General features: G+C 68.3%; 22 protein-coding genes and 7 tRNA genes. 16 read left to right on the top strand and 13 right to left on the bottom strand.

Annotated features, from left to right (window positions below; all coding sequences use genetic code 11):
- Positions 1-20 precede the first annotated feature (20 nt).
- From ACFFGN_RS16460 to ACFFGN_RS16470, 3 genes are all read left to right on the top strand, one after another.
- On the top strand, positions 21-710 hold the full coding sequence (locus ACFFGN_RS16460; RefSeq protein ID WP_380048334.1) for a YcnI family copper-binding membrane protein: 690 nt from the start codon (positions 21-23) through the stop codon (positions 708-710).
- A complete protein-coding gene (locus ACFFGN_RS16465) occupies positions 710-2,416 on the top strand; it encodes a copper resistance CopC/CopD family protein (RefSeq protein WP_380048336.1) in 1,707 nt (568 codons plus the stop codon). Before ACFFGN_RS16460 ends, ACFFGN_RS16465 begins: the two co-directional genes overlap by 1 nt.
- Before the next feature lie 100 nt (positions 2,417-2,516).
- A complete protein-coding gene (locus ACFFGN_RS16470) occupies positions 2,517-2,675 on the top strand; it encodes a hypothetical protein (RefSeq protein ID WP_380048338.1) in 159 nt (52 codons plus the stop codon).
- Here ACFFGN_RS16470 and ACFFGN_RS16475 read toward each other — a convergent pair.
- From ACFFGN_RS16475 to ACFFGN_RS16505, 7 genes are all read right to left on the bottom strand, one after another.
- Positions 2,635-4,041 (bottom strand): LCP family protein, encoded by a 1,407-nt coding sequence (locus ACFFGN_RS16475; protein WP_380048340.1) that lies wholly within the window; start codon positions 4,039-4,041, stop codon positions 2,635-2,637. The genes ACFFGN_RS16470 and ACFFGN_RS16475 overlap by 41 nt on opposite strands.
- 389 nt (positions 4,042-4,430) lie before the next feature.
- Positions 4,431-4,502: transfer RNA gene (locus tag ACFFGN_RS16480), tRNA-Val, on the bottom strand.
- 17 nt (positions 4,503-4,519) lie between these two features.
- Positions 4,520-4,590: transfer RNA gene (locus ACFFGN_RS16485), tRNA-Cys, on the bottom strand.
- Positions 4,591-4,613: 23 nt separating this feature from the next.
- Positions 4,614-4,686 (bottom strand) — tRNA-Gly (locus ACFFGN_RS16490).
- A gap of 150 nt (positions 4,687-4,836) precedes the next feature.
- Positions 4,837-4,911, bottom strand: a tRNA-Val gene (locus ACFFGN_RS16495).
- A gap of 26 nt (positions 4,912-4,937) precedes the next feature.
- A tRNA-Cys gene (locus tag ACFFGN_RS16500) sits at positions 4,938-5,011 on the bottom strand.
- Between the two features lie 34 nt (positions 5,012-5,045).
- Positions 5,046-5,118 (bottom strand) — tRNA-Gly (locus tag ACFFGN_RS16505).
- Between the two features lie 110 nt (positions 5,119-5,228).
- On the opposite strand from ACFFGN_RS16505, the gene ACFFGN_RS16510 reads away from it, so the two are divergent.
- The gene (locus ACFFGN_RS16510; RefSeq protein ID WP_380048342.1) at positions 5,229-6,053 is read left to right on the top strand and encodes an aminotransferase class IV; all 825 of its coding nucleotides are present in this window, start codon (positions 5,229-5,231) and stop codon (positions 6,051-6,053) included.
- Between the two features lie 101 nt (positions 6,054-6,154).
- On the opposite strand, the gene ACFFGN_RS16515 is transcribed toward ACFFGN_RS16510, so the two are convergent.
- Positions 6,155-6,715 (bottom strand): CGNR zinc finger domain-containing protein, encoded by a 561-nt coding sequence (locus ACFFGN_RS16515; protein WP_380048344.1) that lies wholly within the window; start codon positions 6,713-6,715, stop codon positions 6,155-6,157.
- A gap of 99 nt (positions 6,716-6,814) precedes the next feature.
- On the opposite strand from ACFFGN_RS16515, the gene ACFFGN_RS16520 reads away from it, so the two are divergent.
- Positions 6,815-6,886, top strand: a tRNA-Val gene (locus ACFFGN_RS16520).
- A gap of 294 nt (positions 6,887-7,180) precedes the next feature.
- Complete coding sequence (locus ACFFGN_RS16525; protein WP_380048346.1) at positions 7,181-9,130, top strand: DUF222 domain-containing protein; 1,950 nt, start codon at positions 7,181-7,183, stop codon at positions 9,128-9,130.
- Here the strand turns inward: ACFFGN_RS16525 and ACFFGN_RS16530 are convergent.
- Positions 9,127-10,176, bottom strand: coding sequence for a LacI family DNA-binding transcriptional regulator (locus ACFFGN_RS16530; RefSeq protein WP_380048348.1), 1,050 nt, complete (start codon positions 10,174-10,176; stop codon positions 9,127-9,129). The two genes, ACFFGN_RS16525 and ACFFGN_RS16530, sit on opposite strands and share 4 nt — an antisense overlap.
- A 129-nt stretch (positions 10,177-10,305) precedes the next feature.
- Here ACFFGN_RS16530 and ACFFGN_RS16535 point away from each other — a divergent pair, with 129 nt between their 5' ends.
- Complete coding sequence (locus ACFFGN_RS16535; RefSeq protein ID WP_380048350.1) at positions 10,306-11,472, top strand: N-acetylglucosamine-6-phosphate deacetylase; 1,167 nt, start codon at positions 10,306-10,308, stop codon at positions 11,470-11,472.
- Here the strand turns inward: ACFFGN_RS16535 and ACFFGN_RS16540 are convergent.
- Complete coding sequence (locus ACFFGN_RS16540; protein ID WP_380048352.1) at positions 11,437-12,909, bottom strand: glycosyltransferase family 39 protein; 1,473 nt, start codon at positions 12,907-12,909, stop codon at positions 11,437-11,439. The genes ACFFGN_RS16535 and ACFFGN_RS16540 overlap by 36 nt on opposite strands.
- Before the next feature lie 195 nt (positions 12,910-13,104).
- Here ACFFGN_RS16540 and ACFFGN_RS16545 point away from each other — a divergent pair, with 195 nt between their 5' ends.
- The 4 genes from ACFFGN_RS16545 to ACFFGN_RS16560 all read left to right on the top strand — a co-directional run bounded on the left by ACFFGN_RS16545 (position 13,105) and on the right by ACFFGN_RS16560 (position 17,393).
- Positions 13,105-13,698, top strand: coding sequence for a TetR/AcrR family transcriptional regulator (locus tag ACFFGN_RS16545; RefSeq protein ID WP_380048354.1), 594 nt, complete (start codon positions 13,105-13,107; stop codon positions 13,696-13,698).
- A 55-nt stretch (positions 13,699-13,753) separates the two neighbouring features.
- On the top strand, positions 13,754-15,358 hold the full coding sequence (locus ACFFGN_RS16550; RefSeq protein WP_380048356.1) for a sensor histidine kinase: 1,605 nt from the start codon (positions 13,754-13,756) through the stop codon (positions 15,356-15,358).
- On the top strand, positions 15,355-16,014 hold the full coding sequence (locus ACFFGN_RS16555; protein ID WP_380048358.1) for a response regulator: 660 nt from the start codon (positions 15,355-15,357) through the stop codon (positions 16,012-16,014). The genes ACFFGN_RS16550 and ACFFGN_RS16555 overlap by 4 nt, the downstream gene beginning before the upstream one ends.
- A 104-nt stretch (positions 16,015-16,118) precedes the next feature.
- Positions 16,119-17,393 carry a MinD/ParA family ATP-binding protein gene (locus ACFFGN_RS16560; RefSeq protein ID WP_380048360.1) on the top strand — a complete coding sequence of 425 codons (1,275 nt, stop codon included), beginning with the start codon at positions 16,119-16,121 and terminating at the stop codon, positions 17,391-17,393.
- Here the strand turns inward: ACFFGN_RS16560 and ACFFGN_RS16565 are convergent.
- Positions 17,390-18,043, bottom strand: a complete 654-nt coding sequence (locus ACFFGN_RS16565) for a DedA family protein (RefSeq protein WP_380048362.1) — start codon at positions 18,041-18,043, stop codon at positions 17,390-17,392. The genes ACFFGN_RS16560 and ACFFGN_RS16565 overlap by 4 nt on opposite strands.
- 195 nt (positions 18,044-18,238) lie before the next feature.
- Between ACFFGN_RS16565 and thrS the strand changes: the two genes are divergently transcribed.
- Entirely contained in the window at positions 18,239-20,260 is a 2,022-nt protein-coding gene (gene thrS / locus ACFFGN_RS16570) for a threonine--tRNA ligase (RefSeq protein WP_380048364.1), read from the top strand.
- The gene (locus tag ACFFGN_RS16575; protein WP_380048366.1) at positions 20,257-20,826 is read left to right on the top strand and encodes an HIT family protein; all 570 of its coding nucleotides are present in this window, start codon (positions 20,257-20,259) and stop codon (positions 20,824-20,826) included. The genes thrS and ACFFGN_RS16575 overlap by 4 nt, the downstream gene beginning before the upstream one ends.
- 16 nt (positions 20,827-20,842) lie before the next feature.
- On the opposite strand, the gene ACFFGN_RS16580 is transcribed toward ACFFGN_RS16575, so the two are convergent.
- A complete protein-coding gene (locus tag ACFFGN_RS16580) occupies positions 20,843-21,784 on the bottom strand; it encodes a hypothetical protein (protein WP_380048368.1) in 942 nt (313 codons plus the stop codon).
- 40 nt (positions 21,785-21,824) lie between these two features.
- Here ACFFGN_RS16580 and pgsA point away from each other — a divergent pair, with 40 nt between their 5' ends.
- The 3 genes from pgsA to ACFFGN_RS16595 are packed head-to-tail and all read left to right on the top strand — an operon-like array spanning position 21,825 to position 24,388.
- Positions 21,825-22,439 carry a phosphatidylinositol phosphate synthase gene (pgsA, locus tag ACFFGN_RS16585; RefSeq protein ID WP_380048370.1) on the top strand — a complete coding sequence of 205 codons (615 nt, stop codon included), beginning with the start codon at positions 21,825-21,827 and terminating at the stop codon, positions 22,437-22,439.
- Entirely contained in the window at positions 22,426-23,277 is an 852-nt protein-coding gene (locus tag ACFFGN_RS16590; RefSeq protein ID WP_380048372.1) for a phosphatidylinositol mannoside acyltransferase, read from the top strand. Before pgsA ends, ACFFGN_RS16590 begins: the two co-directional genes overlap by 14 nt.
- A 1-nt stretch (position 23,278) precedes the next feature.
- Entirely contained in the window at positions 23,279-24,388 is a 1,110-nt protein-coding gene (locus ACFFGN_RS16595) for a glycosyltransferase family 4 protein (RefSeq protein WP_380048374.1), read from the top strand.
- On the opposite strand, the gene ACFFGN_RS16600 is transcribed toward ACFFGN_RS16595, so the two are convergent.
- Complete coding sequence (locus ACFFGN_RS16600; protein WP_380048376.1) at positions 24,385-24,789, bottom strand: HIT family protein; 405 nt, start codon at positions 24,787-24,789, stop codon at positions 24,385-24,387. The two genes, ACFFGN_RS16595 and ACFFGN_RS16600, sit on opposite strands and share 4 nt — an antisense overlap.
- Positions 24,790-24,793 lie beyond the last annotated feature (4 nt).

Raw genomic sequence — 24,793 nt, forward strand, 5'->3', positions numbered from 1 at the left:
CTCAGACAGAAAGCCCTCTCATGTTGAATTCCGCTCAGCGACGTTTTGCTGCCATCGCGACGGTCGGCACCGGCCTGCTGCTCTTCACCGCCGGTACGGCGTCCGCGCACGTCGGCGTCACGCCCAACACCACCGCGGCCGGCGCGTACAGCGTGCTGACCTTCGCCGTACCGCACGGTTGCGACGGTTCGGGCACCACCAAGGTGTCGATCAAGATCCCGGAGCAGTTCGCCTCCGTCACGCCCACGGTGAACCCGAACTGGCAGGTCCAGAAGGTGATGGTGAAGCTGGCCACGCCGATCAAGGACAGCCACGGCAACGAGGTGACCGAGCGGGTCGGCGAGGTCGTCTACACCGCGAAGACCCCGCTGCCGGACGGCTACCGCGACACGTTCCAGCTCCAGGCCAAGTTGCCCGAAAAGGTCGGCGAGACTCTGGTCTTCCCGACCGTGCAGACCTGCCAAAAGGGTGAGACCGCCTGGGTGGAGGTGCCGAAGGACGGCAAGACCGAGGACGATCTGGAGGCCCCGGCCCCGAGCATCGTGGTCACCGCCGCGGAGAAGGACGGCCATGATGTTGATGTGAAGCCGGTTGCCGCGACGACCTCTTCGGACAGCGGCACGCCTGCCGTCACCTGGGTGGCGCTCGCGGTCGGCGTACTCGGTCTGGCGACGGGTGGCGCCGCGCTGGCTCGTAGCCGCAAATCCTGATGCAGGAGCACCTTTCCCGGCGGGCACGGTGGACCTGGTTCACCGTGCCCGCCGGGCTCCTCCTGGCGCCGCTGTGGCTGCTCCTGGCGCTGTTGTGGCTTGGCCTGACCGCGGCGCCTGCTTCGGCGCACGCGACTTTGCTGAGTACGGATCCGAAGGCCGACGCCGTCCTGGCGAAGGCGCCGACGGCGGTGACGTTGACCTTCGACGAGGCCGTCGTGGTCTGGCCGACCTCGATCAGCATCTTCGACCCCGCGGGCGAACGCCTGAAGGTGGACGTCAAGGGCGTCGACAAACGGGCTGTCGCGGCCCTGCCCACCGGCCTCGGGCAAGGTACGTACACCGTCACCTGGCGGGTCATCTCGGCCGACGACCATCCGGTCTCCGGCGGGTTCGTGTTCACGATCGGCCAGAAGTCCACGCCGGTCGCCACCGCCGCCGACAACGAGCCAACCCGCAGCCTCAACGTCGTTCGGCTCGTCGCGACGTCACTCGGCTACCTCGGCGTGCTCGGCGCGATCGGCCTCGCCGTGTTCGAGGTGTTCCTGCTGGACGCGACCGTCGGCGCGATGGTAGGCCTTCGCCGCCGGCTGCGCTGGACCGCTCGCGGGTTGATCGGCCTTGCGGCACTGGGGTTCTTCGCCTCGATACCGCTCACGACGGCCTGGCAACAGGCGGGAAGCCTCGCCAGTCTCGGCGACGGCTCGATCTGGTCCGACGGCTTCCGGTCGGATCTACTCACGAGCGCCGTACTGGCCGTGGCGGGTCTGGTCGTGACGGCTCTGCTGGTCACCGTGCCGACCGTCATCCTGGCGCGTGCGGGGGTAGCCGTGGGCGCGTTGGTGGCGCTCATCGCGTTGCCGTGGACGGGTCATACCCGCACCTACGGGCCGACGTGGCTTGTGGTCGCGTCGGACTTGATCCACGTCAGCGCTGGGGCGATCTGGGCCGGCGGCATCATCGGACTGTTCCTCACGCTGTCGAAGTCGTCTGACGCGTCACCTCGCCGTGCGGCCAGTACGGCGACCCGGTTCTCGATGGTGGCGGCATGGGCCGTACTCGCCGTCGCGATTTCCGGCACGGTGATGGCCTGGCGCATTCTCGGGTCGATCCCGGGCTTGTGGCAGACGTCGTACGGCAAAGCGCTGCTGGTCAAGCTCGGTGTGGCGCTGGTGATCGTGGGGATCGCCTCGTGGAACCGGTTCGGTCTTATGCCGAAGGTGCTGAAGGAACCACGCGACAACGCGGCGCGAGGCCTGCTGCGCTCCGCCGTACTCGCTGAGGCTGTCTGTCTCGTGGTGCTGCTCGGGGCCACCGGCGTACTCGTGACGCAGCCGCCGCGGGAGGAGTCGCTCGCGTCTTCGGCGGGGGAGCAGATCAGCCGGGCGCGGGGGATCGAGGCGCGGTTGGGAACGGGCCTGGTGCGCTTGCGGATCTCGCCGGTCACGACCGGGTCGAACTACGTGCAGATCTACCTGCGGGACGCGTCGGGTAAGGCGCTGGAGCCGTTGGCTGCGCCATCTGTTCGGTTCACCCAGGCCGAGGAGGGCGTTGGCCCGTTGACGGCGCCGATGACCCGGGTCGGCCCGGGGCAGTACGAGGGACGCGTCGCGCTGCCGGTATCGGGGGACTGGGCTATTCAGGTCACCGCACGGACGTCGAAGTACGAGTCGCCTTCCGCCGATCTCGCGGTTCACATTTACTGAGCCGTTTACGACCTGTCGATGCCTGCTTACACTCGGTAAGCAGGCATCGCGTCGTTTATCGCACGTCGTCCGACCCGCGTCGTTACGGCAGGGAGGCAGCATGGCGCCCCAGCACCTGGCCGGTCTACCGATCGAGGAGATCCTGCTCGCGGGCGCGCTCACCGTCGCCCCGATGATCGCCTATCTCGGCTGGGAGATCAGCTCCCGGCTGAAGCGGCTCAGGACTGGGGTTCTGGATCGTATTCGCAGGCGCCCTTGAGATCCTGCTGACCGTTCTCGTCGACCGTTTTGCTCGGCTTCGTCGGCTTACTCGGCTTGGTGGTCGGCGTACCCGCTGTGGTGCCCGTGGTCGGCTTGGTCGCCGGCTTCTTGGGCTTGAGGGCCTTGGCGACGACCGCGCGCAGGCCGTCATAGTCCGGATGCGGGTACGCGAACTTGAGCGCCTTGCCGTCCAGCGGAACCGCCGCGACCTTCGCCGACTTCACCTTGAGGCCTAGCTCGACGAACGCCGGCAGTAGGTCCTGGGGGATGTCCGTGCGGAGCAGGTTCTTCCCGGCGGCGGCGAGCTTCTGGTAGCTCTGGACCAGGTTGGCCGGGTTGGCCTTCTCAGCGATCGCGTGGATCGCACACCGCTGGCGAGCGCTACGGGCGTCGTCCGGGTTCGGGATCTTGTAGCGACCGCGGGCGTACCAGAGCGCTTCGAGGCCCATCAGGTGCTTGTTGGGCCCTGGCTGGAGGTAGTAGTTCGGCGGGCGCTTCGCGTCGTCACTACCGCCGACAGGGATCGGGTAGTTGATGTTCACGGTGATACCGCCCAGGGCATCAACGATCGACGTGAAGCCCTTGAGATTGATCTGGGCGTAGTAGTCGATCTCGAGGCCGACTGCTTCGCCCACGGACACCTTGAGGATGTCGGCGCCCTCGTTGTCGGACGGGCCGAGAATGCCCGGGTACTTGTCGGGGATGTTCTGGTACATCGCGTCCAGCATCCACTCGAGCCGGTCCTGCAGGTTGATGCCGTCCTTGCCGAAGCCGTCCGGGTACTTCTCGTGCAGCGGCGAATCCTTGGGGAACGGCATGAACATCAGCTTGCGCGGCAGCGAGATCAGCGCTGTGTTGCCGGTCTTGGTGTCGATGCTGGCCACCATCACCGTGTCGGTACGCACGCCCTTACGACCGGGACCGTCGTCCGCGCCGAGCAGGAGGATGTTCACCCGGGGCTTACCCGCCCACGGGTCTTCCTTGTTCTGGACCTCTTTACGGGTGGCGCTCTGGCCGGAGCTGAACAGCGAGATGAGCAGGTCCCGCTGCGTCATCGCGGCCTGGGCGGTCAAGGCCATCGGGGCGGTGATGGCGAAGCAGAGTACGCCGACCAGGGCCGCGCCGAGCGCTCTGTTACCGGTCGTGCTGCCCTGGGGGCGCAACATCCGGTGCGAGGTAACGATGACGGCGATCCAGCCGATGGCCAGCGCCACGATGGCGATGGTGACGAACAACAGCTGCGACGGGTCGACGGCGAGTTTGAGAACCTGCTTCGGGTTCGTCACGCCGTAGACGGCCGCAATGGCTGCGAGCAACAGGGTGGCGCCGAGAACAATGCCTCCGAGCCGGCGACGGCCTGCCACGAGGTAGCCCGATCCCGGCAGGATGGCGCTGAGAACAGTCCAGCCCAGCGCTGCGTGGATCGATCTGCCTGTCTCAGCGCTGCCCGGCTGTTCACCGCCGCGGGGCTCAGCAACAGTGCGTGGCTCAGCAACAGTGCGGGGTTCGGCGGCGGCGCGGCGGGCTCGGCGGCCCTTGGGCGCGGCCCGGCGGGCACGGCCCCGTTCGGGATGGCTTGCCATCTGCGCCTCAACTGCTCCGTTCTCGAGCTGCCGGAACTGCGGACCGGTTTCCGTTCCCCCTGCGTATGACGCCGACAGGTGCGGAAAGGTTTACCGGACCCGGGCCCGTCGCGGGCCGGAAACGCAGGAACCACGCCGCGCGATGCGTCGTGGTCCCTGTGTTACCGATGTGGGCGATACTGGGATCGAACCAGTGACCTCTTCCGTGTCAGGGAAGCGCGCTACCGCTGCGCCAATCGCCCGGGTCTGTTGAGGGTCGAGGTGGAGACGGGATTCGAACCCGTGTACACGGCTTTGCAGGCCGTTGCCTCGCCTCTCGGCCACTCCACCAAAAGAGGCGTGCTGACCCCTCGAGCGGATGACCGGGTTCGAACCGGCGACCTCAACCTTGGCAAGGTTGCGCTCTACCAACTGAGCTACATCCGCGAAGCTTTCCGGTTTCCCGGGGCGACGAAGAGAACATTAGCACCTCTTCGGGGCAGTTGTGACAGGGGGGTACCGGTGTGTCGCGTGGGGCTGAATGGCCTTGAAAACAAGAAGCTCCTCACCGATTCGATGAGGAGCTTCAGGTACTGCTGGTGGGCGATACTGGGATCGAACCAGTGACCTCTTCCGTGTCAGGGAAGCGCGCTACCGCTGCGCCAATCGCCCAGGCTGGAATGCACAGATTTGCCTGGTGGAGGTGGAGACGGGATTCGAACCCGTGTAGACGGCTTTGCAGGCCGTTGCCTCGCCTCTCGGCCACTCCACCAAAGAGATCGATCGGGCCTGCATGACCTTCTCCGAGCGGATGACCGGGTTCGAACCGGCGACCTCAACCTTGGCAAGGTTGCGCTCTACCAACTGAGCTACATCCGCACTGCGACCGGTGTTTCGTACTCCCCGGCGCGAGACAGAACATTAGCCCATTCCGGCCGTAGTGCAAAAACGGGCCCCCCGTAGGGTGAACCGGGTCGGAAGGAGCACTGATGATCACCTGGGTCAACGGCGTACTGCAGGACGATCCCGCAGCGGCCACGATCTCGCCGCTGGACCATGGCCTGACCACCGGAGACGGCGTCTTCGAAACGCTCAAAGTCGTTGCTGGGCAGCCATTCGCGGTCACCAAACACCTCGAACGGCTGACCCGTTCGGCCGTCGGACTGGGCCTGCCGGCGCCGGACGAGCACGACGTCCGCGCGGGTATCGCCGCGGTGACCAAGGCTGATCCCGAACTGGCCTTCGGGCGGCTACGGATCACCTACACCGGAGGCGTCTCGCCACTGTCGTCGGACCGGGGTGACGCCGGCACGACTTTGGTCATCGGCAGCCAGCCGATCGAACCGCCCGCGCCGACCTCCGCGATCGTCACCGTGCCCTGGGTGCGCAACGAGCGAAGCGCCGTCGCCGGCCTGAAGACCACGTCGTACGCCGAGAACGTCCGGGCCCTCGCCTACGCGAAGGAGCGAGGCGGCAGCGAGGCGATCTTCGCGAACACCATCGGTGATCTCTGCGAGGGCACCGGCTCGAACATCTTCTGCGTCTTCGACGGTGAGCTCGTCACGCCGACGCTGGAGTCCGGCGCCCTTGCGGGCGTCACTCGCGGACTGGTGATCGCGTGGTTCGGCGCGGTGGAACGCGACGTACCGCTGGCGCGGCTCGCAGAGGCGGACGAGGTGTTCCTGACCTCGACCACGCGCGACGTACAGGGGATCCACAAGGTCGACGACCGCGACCTCGCGGCGCCGGGGGAGGTCACCGCTGAAGTGGCTCGGGTGTTCGCGGAGCGTTCGGCCGAGGATGTGGATCCGTAGGGCTTCCGGGAAGCTCACAGGCCGCCGGCGTTGTTCTGCCGGCGGCCTGTTTTCGCTTCGAGTGTGGGTTTCAGGTGTGGGTGCTGCGGTGTCGCGTAGGCCTACTCACCGGCGGTTTTGCGGCGTTCGCGGTAGGCGGCGACGTGCAGGCGGTTGCCGCAGGTGCGCGCGTCGCAGTACCGCTTGGACCGGTTGCGCGACAGGTCGATCAGGGCGTCGTCACAGTCCGGTGCCTCGCAGCGGCGCAACCGCTCGCGTTCGCCGGACGCGATCACCTGGGCCAGCGCGATCCCGCACTCCACTGTGATGCGCGAGGCCAGCGAGGCGTCGTCGCGGGAGTAGTGGATGTGCCACGGATGGCCGTCGTGATTGGTCAGCTTCGGCGTCGAGGCGCCGCGCGCGATGATCGCGTTGACCAGGCCGGCCGCCTCGGCATCGGAACCGGTGGTGAACACCGGCGCGAACATGCCGCGCAGCGCCCGGACCTCCTCCAGGTCGGCGCTGGTGAGCTGGCCGACCGCGCTGAACTCCCGGTCATGGATGAACTTGTCGAGGTCCTCGAGCGTCTTCAGCTCATCGACCTGGCTACCCGGCGCGGGCAGCGTGTTGACGAGACGGACCAGCGTGCCGAGGGCCTGCTCGGTGTCGTGCGAGAAAGTCACAATTCCATCTCCAACGCGACGGGGTCTCCGTCTCGCCAGCAAGCCTAGCCCGCCCCGATTCGTACGTCGCGGATTCGTGCGCTATGGTTACACCCGCTTGGGCGATTGGCGCAGTGGTAGCGCGCTTCGTTCACACCGAAGAGGTCACTGGTTCGAACCCAGTATCGCCCACCGAGCAGCACCGAGCCCGTCCTGTCATCAGGGCGGGCTTTCTGCTTTCCCCCTGTCGTCGCGCCCTGGCTCTGATGCCATCTTGCCCGGGCGCTTCCGAGGTCTTTATGGGCTTCGCTGGATATCAGTTTGATCACGGTTGATCCCAGCATCACCGTCGGTCGCGGGCGTGTCGGCCGATGGCGACGGGACGTCCTTATATCCACTTTCCGCGCCACTGGCGTGTGAGGTTTTCCCTTGTGGATAAGGGATTTCGGCTTGGATCCGGCTGCACTGGCGGCTAGAATCGAGCACATGTTCGAAGGTGATCTTGGTGAGCTCAACGCAGCGGAACTGGTGTCCGCGCTGCGTGGGTTCGACGCGACTCGAGCTCATGCGGACGTGCGCATCCTCGAGGCGGCGGTCGCGTTCGCGGACCTGCACGCCGAGCCCCGGCGCGTGGCTGGGCCCGAAGGCGTGCCTGGCATGGAACAGCTCACGGTGTACGGCGGAGAAGGTTGTCCGGCCGTGGGGGAGTTCGCCGCTGCGGAGTTCGGCGCGGCGCACAAGGTCTCCTCGTCGGCCGCCGCCGGCATCATGAGCGACGCCCTAGGCCTTCGGCATCGCCTGCCACGTGTTTGGGCCCGGGTCCTCGCCGGACAAGCCGAGCCCTGGCGAGCCTGCCGTATAGCCCGCGCCTCCGTCGCGCTCTCCCTGGAAGCCGCCGGCTTGGTGGACCGAGCCGTCGAGAAGATCATCGACCGGGTCGGCCCCGAACGCCTCAAGCGCATCGTCGAGGCGGCCCTCTGGCAAGCCGATCCCGAGCGAGCCCAGCGGAATGCCGAAGAACGGGCCCGCGCCCGAGGTGTCTGGGTTGGCCGAGCGGACTACTCCGGCACCAACACCTTGTTCATCAAGGCCGCAACGGGCGACGTGGTCCGTTTGGACGCCACGATCACAGCCCTCGCCGATGCCCTCAAGGTCCTAGGCGATACCGACTCTCTCGACCAGCGCCGCGCCAAGGTAACCGGCTGGCTCGCCGACCCCGAAGCCGCCCTCCAACTCCTGGAAGCCGCCCGCCTCCTAGTCGAATCCACCCCAGCTCCGGCGCCCACGCCTTCCCGTGCGGAGGCGTCTCGTCAAGCTCCAGCGCGCCCCGGTGCAGTGTTCGGCGAACGAGGCGAGTGGGATCAGTCCTTCGTACCGAACTTCGCAACCACCGATCTCCAGGAGCCTCCCGAAGACCCACCCCCGAACCCGATCGACGACCAGCCGGACGAGCCGGGCGAGCCGGCTGGGCAGAGCGGGCGCGCAGCGGGGTTCCACGGCGAGGCCACAGATCCCGCGAACTCATCCCTGGCAGAACGACTTGCCAGCATCAAGGCCAACGCCCGCCGAGCCGCGCGCAGCCGCGCCGAGTTCACGAACGGGAACGCCGCTGACCCCACACCACCAGCCACACAAGCAGGGCATGCCAATCCCACGTCTCCATCCGCCGACGGTCGCGCAGCTGGCCGTAGCTCGTCGCGCCGTGGCCGGTTCGACCTAGGCGCTGGTTCGCGCACCATCAACATCCACCTGACCGACCTAACCCTGGCAACAGGCGACGGCGTCGTGCGTAGCGAAGAAATCGGCCCGATGCTGCTGACGCAGGTGCGCGAGCTACTCGGCCACGACCGGGTCGTCGTGCGGCCGATCATCGATCTCCGCGAGAAGGTCAGTGTCGACAAGTACGAGATTCCGAACCGTATCCGCGAACGCGTAGTCCTTCGCGACCTCTACTGCACCTTCCCCTGGTGTACCCGGCGCGCCACGAGGTCGCTAGACCTAGACCACGTAATTCCCTACGACAAGGACGGACCACCTGGACAGACCAGTACCGAAAACCTCACTCCGCGCTGCCGCTACCACCACCGAGTGCGTACGCACGGCGGCTGGACCTGCACGCGCCTATCCACCGGCACCTACGAATGGACCAGCCCCAACGGACTCCGCCTCATCGTCGACCACACCGGAACCCACCTAGCCAGCCCCCGCCCCACCACCCGCCACTCACCTCGACCTCGTCCCCGTCGTTGTCCCCGTCCCGAGGCCAACCGCAACACCAGCACACGAACCCGGCCCCGCCCACCGCGACGACGCCCACCACAACCTCAACCTCAACCCGACCTAGACCCTGGCCACCTCCTGAACCTCAACCTGACCCTGAATTCCAAGCGCGGGGCTCGGCGGGATGGCGGGCTCGGCGGGGTGCACCGGAATTAGCCGGTGGGGGTGGCGCTTGTGGTGCGGGTTTTGCGGGTGGGGCGGGGGGCGGTGGTGGTGGTTGCGCGGACTACTAGGGAGGTGTCCAGGGTGAGGCGGTCGTCGGCGCCGGTGACGTCGCTACCGAGGCGGCTCGCGAGCATTTCCACGGCCGCGGTACCGGCCTCGGCCGCGCGGGACGAGACGGTGGTGAGCGGGGGATAGGTCTGCGCGGCGAGTACGTCGTCGCAGCCGATCACGCTGAACTGGCCGGGTACGTCGATGTCGCGTTCGGCCAGCCCGGTCAGTACGCCGTGCGCGAGCAGATCGTCGAACGCGATCACCGCGGTCACGCCCGTCGCCAGGATCGCTGGTACTGCCTCGCGACCCGACTCGTACGACGCCCGGCGTCCCGGCAGCATCGCCACGGAGAGGCCGGCCCGCTCGCCGACGCGTTTGACCGTTCGGCGACGCTGGCCATCGGACCAGGAACGGCTCGGGCCACCGAGGTATGCGATCTGTCGATGACCAAGTTCGGCGAGGTGGGTCACGGCTTGGGTGACTCCGCTGGTCGTGTCGATCAGGACGCGCGGGATTCGGGCAACGTCGCGGTTGATCAGTACGACCGGGCGTCGTTCGGCGTGGGCGCGGATCTCGGTCTCGATCATCCGGCTGGACGCGATCACGAATCCGTCGACCTGCTTGGCAAATCGTGTGATCAGCAGGTCCTCCCGGGCCGGGTCTTCGTCGGTGTGACCGAGGAAAACGGCGTACCCGGCGGTGTCGGCGCGTTGCTCGACGGCGCGGATCATCGGCGGGAAGAACGGGTTGGCGATATCGGGCACGATCAACGCGAGATTGCCCGATCGGCCGGTGGACAACGCCTTCGCCATCGGGTTGACGGCATAACCGAGGCGGCGGGCCACTTCCAGCACTCGTTCGACGGTCTCGGGCTTGAGTCGGTGGGGCTGGCTGAAGGCCCGGGAGACGGTCGCGCGGGAGACGCCGGCCTCGGCGGCGACCGTGCCGATGGTGGGGCTGCCGTGTCCGGACGAACGCGTTGGCATGGCCGCAGCCTAGCGCTTTGCACGATCGAGGGAAGGTCTTCGCGCGATTGACGTGCAACCGGTTGCACGCAAGGATGAACGCATGACGACCACCTTTCCGATGATGGTCGCGCCAGGCGGTGGCAGGCGATGAGAACCAGGGAGTACACGGTTACCGGGCGCGATCCCGGGACGGGCCGGGGGATCGCCGTGACCGTTCACGACGGCATGATCGGTGCGATCGAGCCGGTCGAGCTGCCCGATGATGCCGGCTGGCTCACGGCCGGACTTGTTGATCTCCAGGTGAACGGCTTCGGCGGGCATGACCTCAACGCCGCCGACGTGACGACGGGCACGGTGATCGCGTTGACCCGGGCGTTGCGGGCTCAGGGCGTGACGACGTACGTGCCGACGATCATCACCGCGAGCCATGAACGGATCGCGCACGCGCTCGCCGAGATCGCCGCCGCGCGCCGCCTCGATCCGGAGGTTCGGCACGCCGTTCCGTACGTACATCTGGAAGGCCCGTACATCTCGGCCGAGGACGGGCCCCGCGGCGCGCACGCGGCCGAGCATGTTCGACCGCCGTCGGAGCAGGAGTTCAAGGCGTGGCAGGCGGCGTACGGAGACCTGATCGGCATGGTCACCCTGTCGCCGCACTACCCCGAGGCGCCGGACTTCACCGCTTGGCTGACCGGGCAGGGCGTGCACGTGGCCATCGGTCATACTCACGCCCGGCCGGACGAGATCACGACGGTGGTCGATGCCGGAGCGTGCCTGTGTACCCACCTCGGCAATGGCGCGCACGCCGTACTGGCGCGGCATCCGAACTACCTGTGGACCCAATTGGCCGACGATCGGTTGACGGCCGGGTTCATTGCCGATGGCCACCATCTGCCGGACGACACCCTGCGCGCGATGATCCGGGCTAAGGGCCTGGACCGATCACTGCTGGTTTCCGATGCCGTCTCGCTCGCCGGGATGCCGCCCGGGCGGTACGAGACACCCGTGGGCGGCGGGGTCGACCTGACCTCCGACGGCCGGCTTTCACTGGCGGGGAGCGACCTGCTCGCTGGGGCGGCTCGTGGCTTGACCGACGGCGTCGCGCAGGCGGTGAAGGCGGCGCGGTTGAGCTTGGCGGAGGCGATTCGGCTGGCGACCGTTCAGCCGGGGCGGTTCGTCGGTGGGCGGGGCACGTTGCAAGTTGGTGGTCCGGCGGATCTGGTGCGATTCGCCTGGGCTCCGGGTGATGCCAGCCTGTCGATATCGTCGGATCAAGGCTCAGTAGAACCGGCGCACCTTCGGCCAGAGGGTTGACCAGAGCTCGGAAGGACCCGCGCAAAGTACGATCGGCGCTCCGGCCTCGCCGTTCTCGATGCCGGCTGAGTTCGCGACCGAGCCGACCCGGCGGCAACCGGTGAAGAACCGCTCCAGGGCGCGTTCCGCCTCGGGGTATTCGACCAGCAGGACGGGCCCGGTCGCGCTGTCTGGTGGTGGGCCCCAGTCGGCGTAGCTCATATGACCCGAGTACGGCGCGGGCAGTCCGCGCGCGGGGCCGAACCGTTCGATCGCCCCCGCCTCACCGTAGTTCTGCGTGAAGATGACGGCCCGGTCGCGCTGGTCCACCGGGATCTGGGCCCACCCGGCGGCAACGGCGTCCGCGAGCTCTGGCCAACCGACTTGCTCGGCCTGTTCCTTGTTGATCGGCGTGATCGCGTCGAGCGCGGACGCGGGTAGCACCGGCAGGGTGATGACCGCGGAGCTGATGGCGGCCAGGGCCAAACCGACGGCCAGCACTACGCGCCGTACGGGCTGCGCCGCCCAGCGAACGACGGGCTCGCATCCGGCCGCGGCGAGTACCAGCAGCAGCGGCAGCGCGTAGTACGGCTTGCCGCCCATCGCGAGAACCAGAACCGCGAGTAGCGGATAGGCGTAGGCAACGGCTCGGAACTCGGGTCGCCGGGCTAGGTGGACGAAGCCCGCGATCCAGAAGGGCACGAGGAACGGCGACAGTTGGGCGAGCTGGAGCGGGATGAACATAATCCGGTTCTCGGTGCCGTCGTCCTCGCTGATACCGCTTGCAACGGTCAGCTGGGGCCAATCGTTGACCGCCTGCCAGTAGAGGTTCGGCCCGGCGACGAGCAGTGCGACGGCTGCACCGGCCAACAGCCACCGGCTCCGGAATACGGTCCGCGGGCCAACTACGAGCTGCGCAATCAGTAGTGCCGCCACTAGTAACAGCACGAGGTACTTGTTCTGCAGGGCGAGTCCCAGCGTCAACCCCAGCGCGATCCACCAACGGCCGTCACCGGTCCGGAGGACCTTGAGCGCGAACAGCGCGATCGCCAGCCACGCGAGCAGGTCGAACGTCGCAGTCGACACCATGTGCCCCACGGCCAGGAACTGCCCAGATACGGCGACGGCGATTCCGGCGAGCACCTGCGCTCTGGCGTTGCCGCCGAGTTCGCGGGAGATGAGCGCCATCACGTAGACCGTGGCTACGGCCGCGAGGGTGGCGACCACGCGAAGACCCATCACGGTGTCGCCGAACAGCGTCGTGCTGATCCGGCTGAACAGAGGTGTGAGCGGCGGCTGGTCGACGTACCCCCAGGCGAGGTGGTCACCGGCGGCGAGGAAGTAGAGCTCGTCGCGGTGATAGCCGTAGCGGGCGGACAGCGCGGTGAGCACGATCGCGACCAGCGCGGCCACCACGGAGACGGGACGGAGGGCGAAAACCGGGCGAGAGACCGTCATTGCCAAAGCGTGTCAGCCCTGAGGTCTACCCGCCGGGTCAGTTGCGAGGCGGACGCGTCTGACCGAACGGTCACTGAGCCTGATCGGGTGTCCTCGCCTTCCCACGGGATCAGTCCGGGGTCTACTCTCCGGCGATAAGCATTCAAAGTTTGATCAAATCGGGTTGAGGCGCGGGCGGGCGCTGGAAGTGGGGCGATGGCTGTGACGGCCGAAACAGGTACGGAGGGTGCCCGGCGCGGGCAGATCATCGACAGCGCGATCCAGCTGATCGCGCAGCAGGGCCTGGCCCGGACGTCGTTATCGCGCATCGCGGACAAGGCCGGTATCTCCAAGGCGGCCGTGCTGTACCACTTCCGGAACAAGGACGAGCTGCTCGACGAGGTGCTGGCCCGGGTGCTCGGCGGCCTGGTTACGGAGGTCGGGGCCCGGGTGGACGCGGCTGAGACGCCGCGGGATGCCGTCTTCGCGTACCTGAAGGCGATGATCGGGCACCTGACGGCCAATCCGGACCATGTGCGCGTGATCACCGAGGCCATCGCGATCGCGGAGCTGGCCGGGCACAACACCGTCCGGGCCGACCCGTCGCGTTGGAAGGCGCTGGCCGATCTGTTGGCGGCGGCGCAGTCGGCGGGTCAGATGCGCCAGTTCGATACCAAGGCCGTCGCCGTGGTGATCGGCGGGGCGGTCGACGGACTGGTGGGGCAGTGGATCGCGGAGCCGGAGTTCGATCTGACGGCTGCCGTGGCGGAGCTGGAGACGTTCATCGACCGGGCGACAGAGCTGCGCTGAAGACCCGACGATCGGCAGTACGAAACTGTCGGTCGCGCTGTGTAGCGTCTGCCGCGTGAATAGGACACGCGTGCGATCGCTGTTCCGGGACCTCAGCCTGTGGCTGGTCGTCGGCGGCATGGTCGTGCTCGAGTCGATCGTGCGCGGCGAGCCGTGGTTCATGACCGTCGCCGCCGCGGTGGCGCTGGCTGCGGCGGTCGTGCTGCGCATGCGGTATCCGCTGCTGGCGCTGTCGCTGCCGTCCGGGTTGATGCTGGGCTGGCTGGTGGTCACGCTGGGGTCGTCGTCGGGAGTGCCGATCGCGTATCTGCCGGCCATTTCCGCGCTGGCCTTCCTGGCGGGCCGTCGCTCGGCGCGCGGCTGGGTCTTCGCGGTGCTGGCGCTCGGGGCGAGCGTGATCTTCCTGGTCGCGTCGCTGCTCGGGCGACGCGACCAGACCGGCGCCGAGACCGTGCTCAACTGGTTCCTGCTGTGCCTGCTGATCCTGCTGTTCGTGGTGCTGCCCTGGTTCATCGGGCAGTACCGCGCCCAGAGCGTGCTGCTGGTCTCCGCCGGCTGGGAGCGGGCCGAGCGGATCGAGCGCGAGCAACGGATGCGTCTGGAGGAGGCGCGCCTGCGCGAGCGATCACGTATCGCCGAGGACATGCACGACTCCGTCGGGCACGAGCTGAGCCTGATCGCGTTGCGCGCGGCCGCGCTGGAGGTGGACGGCGAACTGCCCGAGCGCTACCGGGCGGCGGCCTCCGAGCTGAGACAGGCGGCCGCGACGGCGACCGAGCGCCTGGGCGAGATCATCGGCGTACTGCGGGAGGCGGACGAGAGCGCACCGACCACACCCGCGCACGAGTCGATCGCGGAGTTGATCGAGCGTGCGGCGGCCTCGGGATTGCCGGTGCGGTTGATCGAGGAGGGCCGGGTCGAGCCGCCGCCGATGGTGGACCGCGCCGCCCACCGGGTCGTACAGGAGGCCCTGACGAATGCGGCCAAGCATGCGCCGGGTGCCACCGTCACGGTTTCGGTCGGACGGGACGACGACCAGCTTGTGGTGCGAATAGTGAACGGCGCACCGACCCAGCCGCTACCTGCGGAGGTGGTCTCGGGCGGTCACGGCCTCGCGGGCCTGGCCGAGCGCGTGCGGTTGGTGGGTGGGACCTTGCGAACCGCCAGCCGGTTGGACGGCGGGTTCGAGGTGGTCGCGCGAATGCCGTTGACCGGTCAGCCGATCGTGGCGGAGCCGGGGGAGCCCGAGCCCGAATCGGAATCGGCAACCGAGCTCGAGTCGGTCCGGCGGCGGGCCCGGCGTGGTTTGGTGACGGCGATCGTCGCGCCGCTGGCGTTGGGCGGCGTGGTCGGGTTGATCGCGCTCGGGTATTACCTTGTCATCGGCTACAGCTCGATCCTGCCGCCGCAGGCGTATGACCAGTTGAAGATCGGGCAGACTCGCGCCGAGTTGGACCAGGTCCTGCCGCCGATGAAGATGCTGGATCCGCCGCGCAACCGGAAGGACCAGCCCGCCGGCGCCGACTGCGAGTTCTACCGGCCGGGTGGACCGTTCACGACGACCTATGCCTACCGGCTCTGTTTTTCCGGCGGACGGTTGATCAGTAAGACTTCGCTGCAGACCGGCTCGGTCGAGCCGACCAACGAGGGGACGCCATGATCCGGGTGCTGCTGGCCGATGACGAGGCGATGGTGCGGGCCGGGGTGAAGGCGATCCTCGCGTCCGACGACACCATCGATGTGGTCGCGGAGGCGTCCGACGGCGTCGAGGCGGTGGACGCGGCGCAGCGGCATCGGCCCGACGTCGCCGTACTGGACATCCGGATGCCACGCATGGACGGACTTGCCGCCGCAGCTGAGATCCGGCGTACGACGACTGAGACCGCCGTGGTGATCCTGACGACCTTCTCCGAGGACGCGTACATCGCCAAGGCCCTCGGCGACGGCGCGAGCGGATTCCTGCTGAAGTCGGGCGACCCGCGCGAGCTGATCGCCGGTATCAAAGCCGTCGCGGACGGCGCCGCCTATCTGTCGCCGAAGGTGGCGCACCGGGTCATCACCGAGCTCGGCGCCGGACCGGGCGGGCGCATGACCCGCGCGGCGGAGGCGCAACAGCAGATCGAGCCACTGACACCTCGCGAACAGGAGGTGCTCGCGCTGGTCGCGGGCGGCCTGTCGAACGCCGAGATCGCCGCGCGTCTGTTCCTGGTCGAGGGCACGGTGAAGGCCTATGTGAGCGCCGTTCTGACACGCCTCGGGGTGAAGAACCGGGTTCAGGCCGCGATCATCGCGTATGAGGCGGGTCTAGTCCGGTGATCGGGCCGAACGCATGGGATAGTAAGGGCTTCCGCTCGAGTATCAGTCAGCTTCCCGGGGAGCGGTAATCGCACCCCACGTACGAGAATCGGGGGATCGCGGTCGTGACCGACACCCACAACACCGGACGTGAGAAGGACAGAGAGGCCGCAGCGGCCGAGGTCCGGAGGATGTGGCAACCGCTGAGCGTTCAACCGCCCGCGGTTGATCCGCTCGCCTCGACCTTGCCGACGCCGGAACGTACCGTGCATGAAACGGCCGAACCGGCTACGGACGAGACCGCCGTGGATGGAGAGGTAGCGGCTGCTGAAGCGCCGCGGCACTCGGCGGCGACGACTACGCCGCGCCCGGCTGGCCCGGCTCCGATTGGGCCGCAGCCGTGGGAGCTGCCGTCGTCGTATGAGAACCAGGCCCACCCGCCGCAGCCGCCGCAGCCGTCGTACCGGGCGGACGAGTTGATCTCGGCGCTGCCGTTGCCGCGGGAGGCTCCGGCCGAGAAGGGCGTGCGCGGCATGCTGCGGATGCGCCCCGGCGCGGCCGAGCGGCTGGAGCGACTTGCGCGGGAGATGGCGGCCACGCCGTTCCGCCGCCCCGTCACGATCACCGTCGCGAACCCGAAGGGCGGTTCGGGCAAGACCCCGACCACGTTGCTGTTGGCCGGCGCGCTCGGTCAGGCCCGCGGTGGCGGTGTTGTGGCCTGGGACAACAACGAGCTGCGCGGCAACATGCACCTGCGCACGCACGATACGAACAGCCGGTCCACCGTGACCGACCTGCTCCGGGCCATGCCGATGCTGACCCTGCCGGACGCGCGAGTTGGTGACGTCGGGGCTTACCTGCGCCACCAGACCGCCGGGCAGTATGACGTCCTCACCTCGGCCACCACGACGTATGCGCAGATCGAGGCGCAGGACTTCGCTCAGATCCACAAGATCCTCAGCCGGTTCTACAAGGTGCTGGTCATCGACACCGGTAACAACGAGGGTTCGAGCAACTGGCGCGAAGCGATGAAGGCCTCCGACGCGATCGTCATTCCGATCAAGTGGAAGAGCCTGTCGTGTGCGGCGGCGGTTCAGATGCTGGAAGAGCTCGACCAGCAGGGCGCGGCCGCCCAGCAGTTGATCCGGCGGGCCGTGATCGCGGTCAGCAACGGACCGGGTGACGTCAACAAGGATGTCGAGAAGCAGCTCCGGCCGTACTTCGAGGCCCGGGCCGCTGCCGTGGTCGACATCCCGACCGATCCGCACATCGCGGCCGAGGGCCCGCTGGACCACAGCGCGCTGCAGCCGGCCACCCGGCGAGCAGCTCTGGAGCTGGCCGCCAAGGTGGCTGAGCAGATCAACAACACCCTGCGCACTCAGCAGGGCGGCGGGCGCTAAGCCCCGCGCTGCCCGGACAGTACGAGTTCGGGCTCGTCCGCTTCGACGGTGGTACGGCGCTTGCGCAGCTGGTGCCGTACCACCTCGACCACAACCGTGACGGCCAACGCCAGGCCGATGCCGAGCGCGACTCCGGCCAGCGGGTTCTCCTCGAAGGCCTTACCGCCGATGAAGCCGACGAGTGCGCCGTAGACACCCCAGCTCACCGCGGCGAGTGTGGCGTACAGGCTGAACTTGCGCAGGGGGTAGCGAACCGTGCCCATCGTGAGGGTGACCGCCGTGCGTCCGCCCGGGATGTACCGCGCGACCACCAGCACCAGGCCGCCTCGTTCGGCGAGCGCGTTGTGGGACCACTCGAACATGGCCGATTTCTTGGAGCCCGGCTTGAACCGGGCGACCACCCGGGCGCCGGCACCACGGCCGATGAAGTACGAGATGTGATCGCCGAGAAAGGCCCCGGCCGCGGCGACGGCGATCACGCCGTACAGGTCGGGCTCGCCGAGCGCGGCGAAAACGCCGGCGGTGACGACGAGGGTCTCGCTCGGCACGGCCGGGAAGAACCCGTCCAGCATGGCGAAGCCGAACAGTGCCAGGTAGATCCACCACGAGGACATCAGGTCATGCGCGAGTGCGAGGATCGCGTCGTTCACAGTGGGCCCCTCCAGGCTTTCGAATGTGCCTTAAGCCTGTCCGGGTTGACCCCTGAGCCACATCAGACCAACGCCCTGACCTACCCCCTACTTTCGTCAGGACCTGGCTGGTACCAGCGGCTGACCAAGAACTCGATACCATCGCGGGGTCGGCGGTCACAGCAGGTGGCGCCGGGCAGAATCCGAGGAGTAGACGTGTCAGAAGTCAAGGTCCATCTGGTCGGCGTTGAGGGCGAGGCCGAGCGGAGCGTGACCGAGACGACGACGATCGGGGAGCTGTTCGCCTCGATCTTCGGCGCGGACCGTTCCGCCATCGCCGCCCGGGTCAACGGTGAGCTGCGCGACCTGAACAAGGTGATCGAGGACGGCGACGAGATCGAGCCGGTCCGCAACGACAGCGAGGACGGCCGGGCGATCATCCGGCACTCCACCGCGCACGTGCTGGCCCAGGCGGTGCAGGAGCTGTTCCCGGACGCGAAGCTGGGCATCGGCCCGCCCGTCGAGAACGGCTTCTACTACGACTTCGACGTGGCCACGCCCTTCACCCCCGAAGACCTGACCAAGCTCGAGAAGAAGATGCAGCAGATCATCAAGGAGCGGCAGCGGTTCAGCCGCCGGGTGGTCAGCGACGACGACGCGCGCGCGGAACTGTCGAACGAGCCGTACAAGCTCGAGCTGATCGGCATCAAGGGTTCCAGTGCCGAAGCCGGTGAGGGTGCCGCTGTCGAGGTCGGCGCGGGTGAGCTGACGATCTACGACAACCTGCGCAAGGACGACAGCGTCGCCTGGAAGGACCTGTGCCGCGGGCCGCACGTGCCCGCGACCGGTTACCTCGGCGCGTTCAAGCTGATGCGCGTGGCCGCGGCGTACTGGCGCGGCAGCGAGAAGAACCCGCAGCTGCAGCGCATCTACGGCACCGCCTGGGAGTCGAAGGACGCCCTGAAGGCGTACCTGACCCGCTTGGAGGAGGCCGCCAAGCGCGACCACCGCAAGCTCGGGACCGAGCTGGACCTGTTCAGCTTCCCCGACGAGATCGGCTCCGGCCTGGCCGTCTTCCACCCCAAGGGCGGTGTGCTGCGCAAGGAGATGGAGGACTACTCCCGCCGCCGGCACGTCGAGGACGGCTACGAGTTCGTCTACTCTCCGCACATCACCAAGGGCCAGCTGTTCGAGACCTCCGGACACCTCGACTGGTATGCCGACGGCATGTACCCGCCCATGCACCTGGACGAGGAACGTGGCGCGGACGGCGAGATCCGCAAGCAGGGCCAGGACTACTACCTGAAGCCGATGAACTGCCCCATGCACAACCTGATCTTCCGCTCGCGCGGCCGGTCGTACCGCGAGCTGCCGCTGCGGCTGTTCGAGTTCGGCACGGTCTACCGGCTGGAGAAGTCGGGCGTCATTCACGGTATGACCCGGGCCCGCGGCTTCACCCAGGACGACGCGCACATCTACTGCACGCGTGAGCAGATGCGCGACGAGCTGAAGGACTTGCTCACGTTCGTGCTGAACCTGCTGGCCGACTACGGCCTGGACGACTTCTACCTGGAGCTCTCGACCCGGAACCCGGAGAAGTCCGTCGGGTCGGACGAGGTCTGGGAAGAGGCGACCAACACACTGCGCGAGGTCGCCGAAGGTTCTGGCCTGGAGCTCGTCCCGGACCCGGGCGGCGCCGCGTTCTACGGCCCGAAGATCTCCGTCCAGGCCCGTGACGCCATCGGCCGGACCTGGCAGATGTCGACGATCCAGCTGGACTTCAACCTGCCCGAGCGGTTCGAGCTGGAGTACACCGCCTCCGACGGCTCGCGCCAGCGGCCGGTGATGATCCACCGCGCGCTGTTCGGTTCGATCGAGCGGTTCGTGGCCGTACTGACCGAGCACTACGCCGGCGTCTTCCCGCCGTGGCTCGCGCCGGTCCAGGTGATCGGTATCCCGATCACCGACGGGCACGTCGACTACCTGCTCGACATCGCGAAGCAGCTCAAGACCAAGGGCATCCGGATCGAGGTGGACGCGTCCGACGACCGGATGCAGAAGAAGATCCGCAACGCCCAGAAGGCCAAGGTGCCGTTCATGCTGATCGCGGGTGACGAGGACGTGGCCAACGGCAACGTCTCTTTCCGGTTCCGCGACGGCAGCCAGAAGAACGGCGTACCCGTCGCGGAGGCCATCGCGGAGATCGTCGAGGCCGTCGAGAAGCGCGTTCAGGTATGACCGGCACCCCGGAGTCGCCGTACCAGCCCGGCGAGGTGAACGAGCAAGGCGGCACCGGGGCGCAGGACGCGTTCCTGCGGTTGTGGACGCCGCACCGGATGGCCTACATCACCGGCGAGAACAAGCCGGTGGGTACGTCGGCCGGTGACGGCTGCCCGTTCTGCCGGATCCCTGGCCTTCCCGACTCCGAAGGCCTGGTGGTCCGGCGGGCCGAGGCGGCGTATGCGGTGCTGAACCTGTACCCGTACAACCCCGGCCATCTGATGGTGGTGCCGTATCGCCATGTCGCGGATTACACCGAGCTGACCGAGGCCGAGGTGAACGACGTGGCGGTGCTGACCCAGCAGGCGATGCGCACGATCCGTACGGTGTCGGGCGCGCACGGGTTCAACATCGGCATGAACCAGGGCGATATCGCCGGCGCGGGGATCGCGGCCCACCTGCACCAGCACGCCGTACCGCGCTGGAGTGGCGACACCAACTTCATGCCGGTCGTCGCGCAGACCCGGGTGCTGCCGCAGCTGCTGAGCGAAACCCGGGACCTGCTCGCGAAGGCCTGGAGCTGAACCACTAGCTGAACCACTAGCGGAACAGCGGCAAGAGCGGGCCGACCGTGTCGTACAGGCGGTCGCGCGTCACCACCCGCTGCGGGTCCGACACGACCGTGACGCGCACGACCCGGCGGCCCCGGCGGAAGACCAGCTCGTTCTCGCTGCGCAGGTAGTAGCCGCCGTCGCCGATCGGCACTCGCTCCGGCCGTGGCTGCCGACGGGCCTCCGGGATGTCGTCCGGCCGGGTCGACTCGACAATCGCGACCGTGGCGTCGACCGAACCCCAGATGCAGGTCACCGCGCCGGCCTCCGTGCGGTAGTCCCGCCGCAGCTGGGCAGCCACCCCGAGCACCTGTTCGGCGGATGAGCCCGAGGGCTGACAGGCCGCGTCGGAGATCCGGGCCGGCCTCGCCACCGCTGGTACGACGGCACGCACCGCGCGCCCGATCGTCACCTGCTCGGCGGTGGTGAGTCCGTCCGCGGCCGCAATACGAACGGCCCGGTCGTACGTCGTGAAGGCCACGCCGAGCAGACCCGAACGAGCGTCCGCGGCGAGCCGGGTGAGCGGCCGGGGAGGGCTGCCGAGAACGGTCGCGAGGCGGTCGATCGATGTGGGCTGGGCCCGGAGAGCACTGATGCCGATCCGGACCTCGCGCGCGCCGATCAACAGGGCACAGAGATCGAGGCTTGGCAGGCCGCCGTCGTTCCAGGTCTTGGGCCGGGCGGTGACCTTTACGCCGAAGGCTTTCGCAAGCGCGGGGCCACGGGCGATCGACGTACACGCGTTCGGCCCGTCGAGCCCGGCGCGGCCGTCGAGGCCCGGGGGAGGCGGCGGCGCGATCGGGCCGATCACCGCTGGTTGCCTGCTGGTCAGAACCGGCGGAGGCGTGGCCCGATCGGCCGTGCGGGCCGTCGTACAGGCCGTCGCGGAGAGCATCGCGACCGCAACACCGAGCGCCATCGACCCCCGCATGAGGCGCCTCCCGGGACGGTTGGACTACGATCGCGTCGCCATGCTTAACAGATTCCGGCAGTTCTGGACCACCATCATCTCCCCGATCGCCAACCTCCTGCTGCGGCTCGGGGTCAGCGCCGATGCCGTCACGCTCGTCGGTACAGCCGGCGTGTGCGCCGGGGCGCTGGTGTTCTTCCCGCGCGGCGAGCTGTGGATCGGGTGCCTGGTGATCACGGCATTCGTCTTCAGCGACCTGATCGACGGCTACATGGCCCGCACCTCGGGTACGTCGTCGAAGTGGGGCTCGTACCTGGACTCGACCCTGGACCGCCTCGGCGACGGCGCGATCTTCGGCGGACTCGTCTTGTTCTACGCCCGCTCAGGTGATGACTGGATGTCCGGTATCGCGCTGTGGGCCCTCGTCATGGGCGCCACCACGTCGTACGCGCGTGCCAAGGCCGAGAGCCTCGGCCTGCAGGCGAGCGGGGGACTGGCCGAGCGGGCCGACCGCCTGGTCGCCGTACTGGTGATCGCGTTCTTCGCGGACGTGCTGAACCTGCCGATCCTGCTGAAGGTCGTGCTCACCCTGCTGGCCGTCGCCAGCACCATCACGGTGGTCCAGCGCACGCTGTCGGTGCACCGCCAGGTCCAGGCCGAGCGTGGCGTTCGTTGATATCGCGTACGGCGCGGGCTGGGGCGTAGTACGGCGCCTGCCGGAGCCGGTCGTCGCGCGGCTGTTCAACCTGATCGCGGATCAGGTGGTACGCCGCCAGGGCAAGGGGGTACGGCGCCTGCGGTCCAACCTCGCGGTGGTCCGGCCGGACGCCGGGGATGCCGAGCTCGACGCCTTGACGCGCGCGGGCATGCGCTCGTACCTGCGATACTGGCAGGAGGCCTTCCGCCTGCCCGACTGGTCCGACGATCGCATCGTCAGCCGGGTCCGAACCGTCAACGAGAAGTTGCTCCGCGACGCGCACGACGCCGGTCGCGGCGTGATCTGCGCGCTGCCGCACCTGGCCAACTACGACCACGCGGGCGCCTGGGCCGGACGGACCGGGATGCCGGTCTCGACGATCGCGGAGCGCCTGCAACCGGAATCGGTGTACGAGCGGTTCATCGCCTATCGCAAGAAGCTCGGCATGGAGGTCCTGCCACTGACCGGGCCCGGTTCCGAGCACGCCGTCGCGGTACTCGGCGAGCGCCTGCGCGCGGGTGGGTTCGTCTGCCTGGTGGCCGATCGGGATCTGTCGGACAAAGGTGTGCCGGTGGACTTCTTCGGCCGGACCGCCCGGATGCCCGCTGGACCGGCCGCACTGAGCGTCCGTACCGGCGCGCCGCTGATCCCGGCCACGCTGCACTACGACGGCCCGGAGCTGGTGATCACCTTTCACGACGTGGTCGAGAAGGGCCCGCTGGCCGCGATGACGCAGCAGTGCGCCGACGCCTTCGCCCGTGGCATCGCCGCGCATCCCGAGGACTGGCACATGCTGCAACGGGTGTTCCTCGACTGAGATGAAGATCGGGCTGGTCTGTCCCTACTCGCTCGGCACGCCCGGCGGTGTCCAGAACCACGTCCGCGACCTGGCCGAGGCGCTGCTTGCCGAAGGCCACGAGGTGTCGGTACTCGCGCCACTGGAGGAAGGCGCCACCCCACCGCCGTACGTCGTCTCGGCCGGGCATCCCGTCGGCGTGCCGTACAACGGGTCGATCGCACGCCTCACGTTCGGTCCGCGTACGGCGGCCCGGGTACGAGCGTGGCTCGCCGACGGCGCGTTCGACGTGGTCCACGTGCACGAGCCGACCACGCCAAGCGCGTCGATCCTGGCGCTGTGGTCCGGGGACGGCCCGTTCGTGGCGACGTTCCACACCTGGCAGGTCCGATCGCGCGCGATGAGCGCCGCCGCCGGGTTGCTCCGCCCGGCGCTGGAGAAGCTCGACGCCCGGATCGCCGTATCCGAGAACGCGCGCTCGATGATGGTGCAGCACATCGGTGGCGAGGCCATCGTGATCCCGAACGGCCTGTACGTCGACCGCTTCGCCGCCGGGCGGATCCGGCCCGGATGGCAGGGCACGGACGGCACGATCAGTTTCCTGGGCCGGATCGACGAGCCCCGCAAGGGCCTCGCCATACTGCTCGCCGCCGTGCCCCGGCTGCTCGCGGAGCGCCCGGGCCTTCGCGTGCTCGTGGCGGGCGCGGGCAACTTCGACGAGGCACGCCGGTCGCTGCCCGCCGCCTGCTGGAAGGCGGTCAAGTTCCTCGGGCCGATCGACGACCAGGCGAAGGCCGACATGCTGACCGGGTCCGACCTCTACATCGCGCCACACCTGGGTGGCGAAAGCTTCGGGATCGTGCTGCTGGAGGCGATGGCCTCGGGCGCGCCGGTGGTGGCCAGCGATCTCGCGGCGTTCCGCCAGGTCCTCGGCAACGGCCGCCTCGGCGAACTGGTCGAACCAGGCTCGGTGTCCGCCCTGTCCGAGCGGATTCTGGCCCTGCTCGATGACCAGCCGGCGCGGGAGAAACTGCGACTGGCCGGCCTGACCGCTGTTCGACGCTACGACTGGTCCGAACTCGTCAGTGAGCTGACCACGATCTATGACCTCGTGACCCGGGACCGCCGCTAGCGCAGCTTGGCGGCGGTGTCGGCGATGGCGTCGCTGTCGCCGGGGGTGGGGGACCAGGGGAGTTGCAGGGGGTCGTTCTTGTAGCGGGGCACGACGTGCAGGTGGGTGTGGAAGACGCTCTGCCAGGCGTCGGGCCCGATGCAGCTGAGCAGGTTCGCGCCGTCGGCGCCGAGGCGGTCGATCACGCGGGTGATCAACGACTGCGCCATCAGGGTCGCCGCGGTGAGGTCCTCGGGGGCGGTGTCGCGCAGGTCGGTCGAATGCGCGCGCGGGATCACCAGCAGGTGCCCGGGCGTCGCCGGGTTGATGTCCATGAACGCGATCACGCGTTCGTTCTCCGCCACCCGTTGCGAAGGGATCGTGCCGGCCGCGATACCGCAGAAAAGACAGTTCTCACCCATGCCG

Origin of the sequence: Kribbella deserti (genome assembly GCF_042434725.1) — a bacterium.
GTDB lineage: Bacteria > Actinomycetota > Actinomycetes > Propionibacteriales > Kribbellaceae > Kribbella > Kribbella deserti.

Bases quoted from the DNA above. Each gene is read 5' to 3' on its own strand.
- ACFFGN_RS16530 (WP_380048348.1), bottom strand. From the start codon at position 10,176: ATGCCAACGCGTTCGTCCGGACACGGCAGCCCCACCATCGGCACGGTC.
- ACFFGN_RS16460 (WP_380048334.1), top strand. From the start codon at position 21: ATGTTGAATTCCGCTCAGCGACGTTTTGCTGCCATCGCGACGGTCGGC.
- ACFFGN_RS16545 (WP_380048354.1), top strand. From the start codon at position 13,105: ATGGCTGTGACGGCCGAAACAGGTACGGAGGGTGCCCGGCGCGGGCAG.
- ACFFGN_RS16575 (WP_380048366.1), top strand. From the start codon at position 20,257: ATGACCGGCACCCCGGAGTCGCCGTACCAGCCCGGCGAGGTGAACGAG.
- ACFFGN_RS16555 (WP_380048358.1), top strand. From the start codon at position 15,355: ATGATCCGGGTGCTGCTGGCCGATGACGAGGCGATGGTGCGGGCCGGG.
- ACFFGN_RS16580 (WP_380048368.1), bottom strand. From the start codon at position 21,784: ATGCGGGGGTCGATGGCGCTCGGTGTTGCGGTCGCGATGCTCTCCGCG.
- ACFFGN_RS16510 (WP_380048342.1), top strand. From the start codon at position 5,229: ATGATCACCTGGGTCAACGGCGTACTGCAGGACGATCCCGCAGCGGCC.
- ACFFGN_RS16470 (WP_380048338.1), top strand. From the start codon at position 2,517: ATGGCGCCCCAGCACCTGGCCGGTCTACCGATCGAGGAGATCCTGCTC.
- ACFFGN_RS16540 (WP_380048352.1), bottom strand. From the start codon at position 12,909: ATGACGGTCTCTCGCCCGGTTTTCGCCCTCCGTCCCGTCTCCGTGGTG.
- ACFFGN_RS16595 (WP_380048374.1), top strand. From the start codon at position 23,279: ATGAAGATCGGGCTGGTCTGTCCCTACTCGCTCGGCACGCCCGGCGGT.
- pgsA (WP_380048370.1), top strand. From the start codon at position 21,825: ATGCTTAACAGATTCCGGCAGTTCTGGACCACCATCATCTCCCCGATC.
- ACFFGN_RS16600 (WP_380048376.1), bottom strand. From the start codon at position 24,789: ATGGGTGAGAACTGTCTTTTCTGCGGTATCGCGGCCGGCACGATCCCT.
- ACFFGN_RS16465 (WP_380048336.1), top strand. From the start codon at position 710: ATGCAGGAGCACCTTTCCCGGCGGGCACGGTGGACCTGGTTCACCGTG.
- ACFFGN_RS16525 (WP_380048346.1), top strand. From the start codon at position 7,181: ATGTTCGAAGGTGATCTTGGTGAGCTCAACGCAGCGGAACTGGTGTCC.
- ACFFGN_RS16535 (WP_380048350.1), top strand. From the start codon at position 10,306: ATGAGAACCAGGGAGTACACGGTTACCGGGCGCGATCCCGGGACGGGC.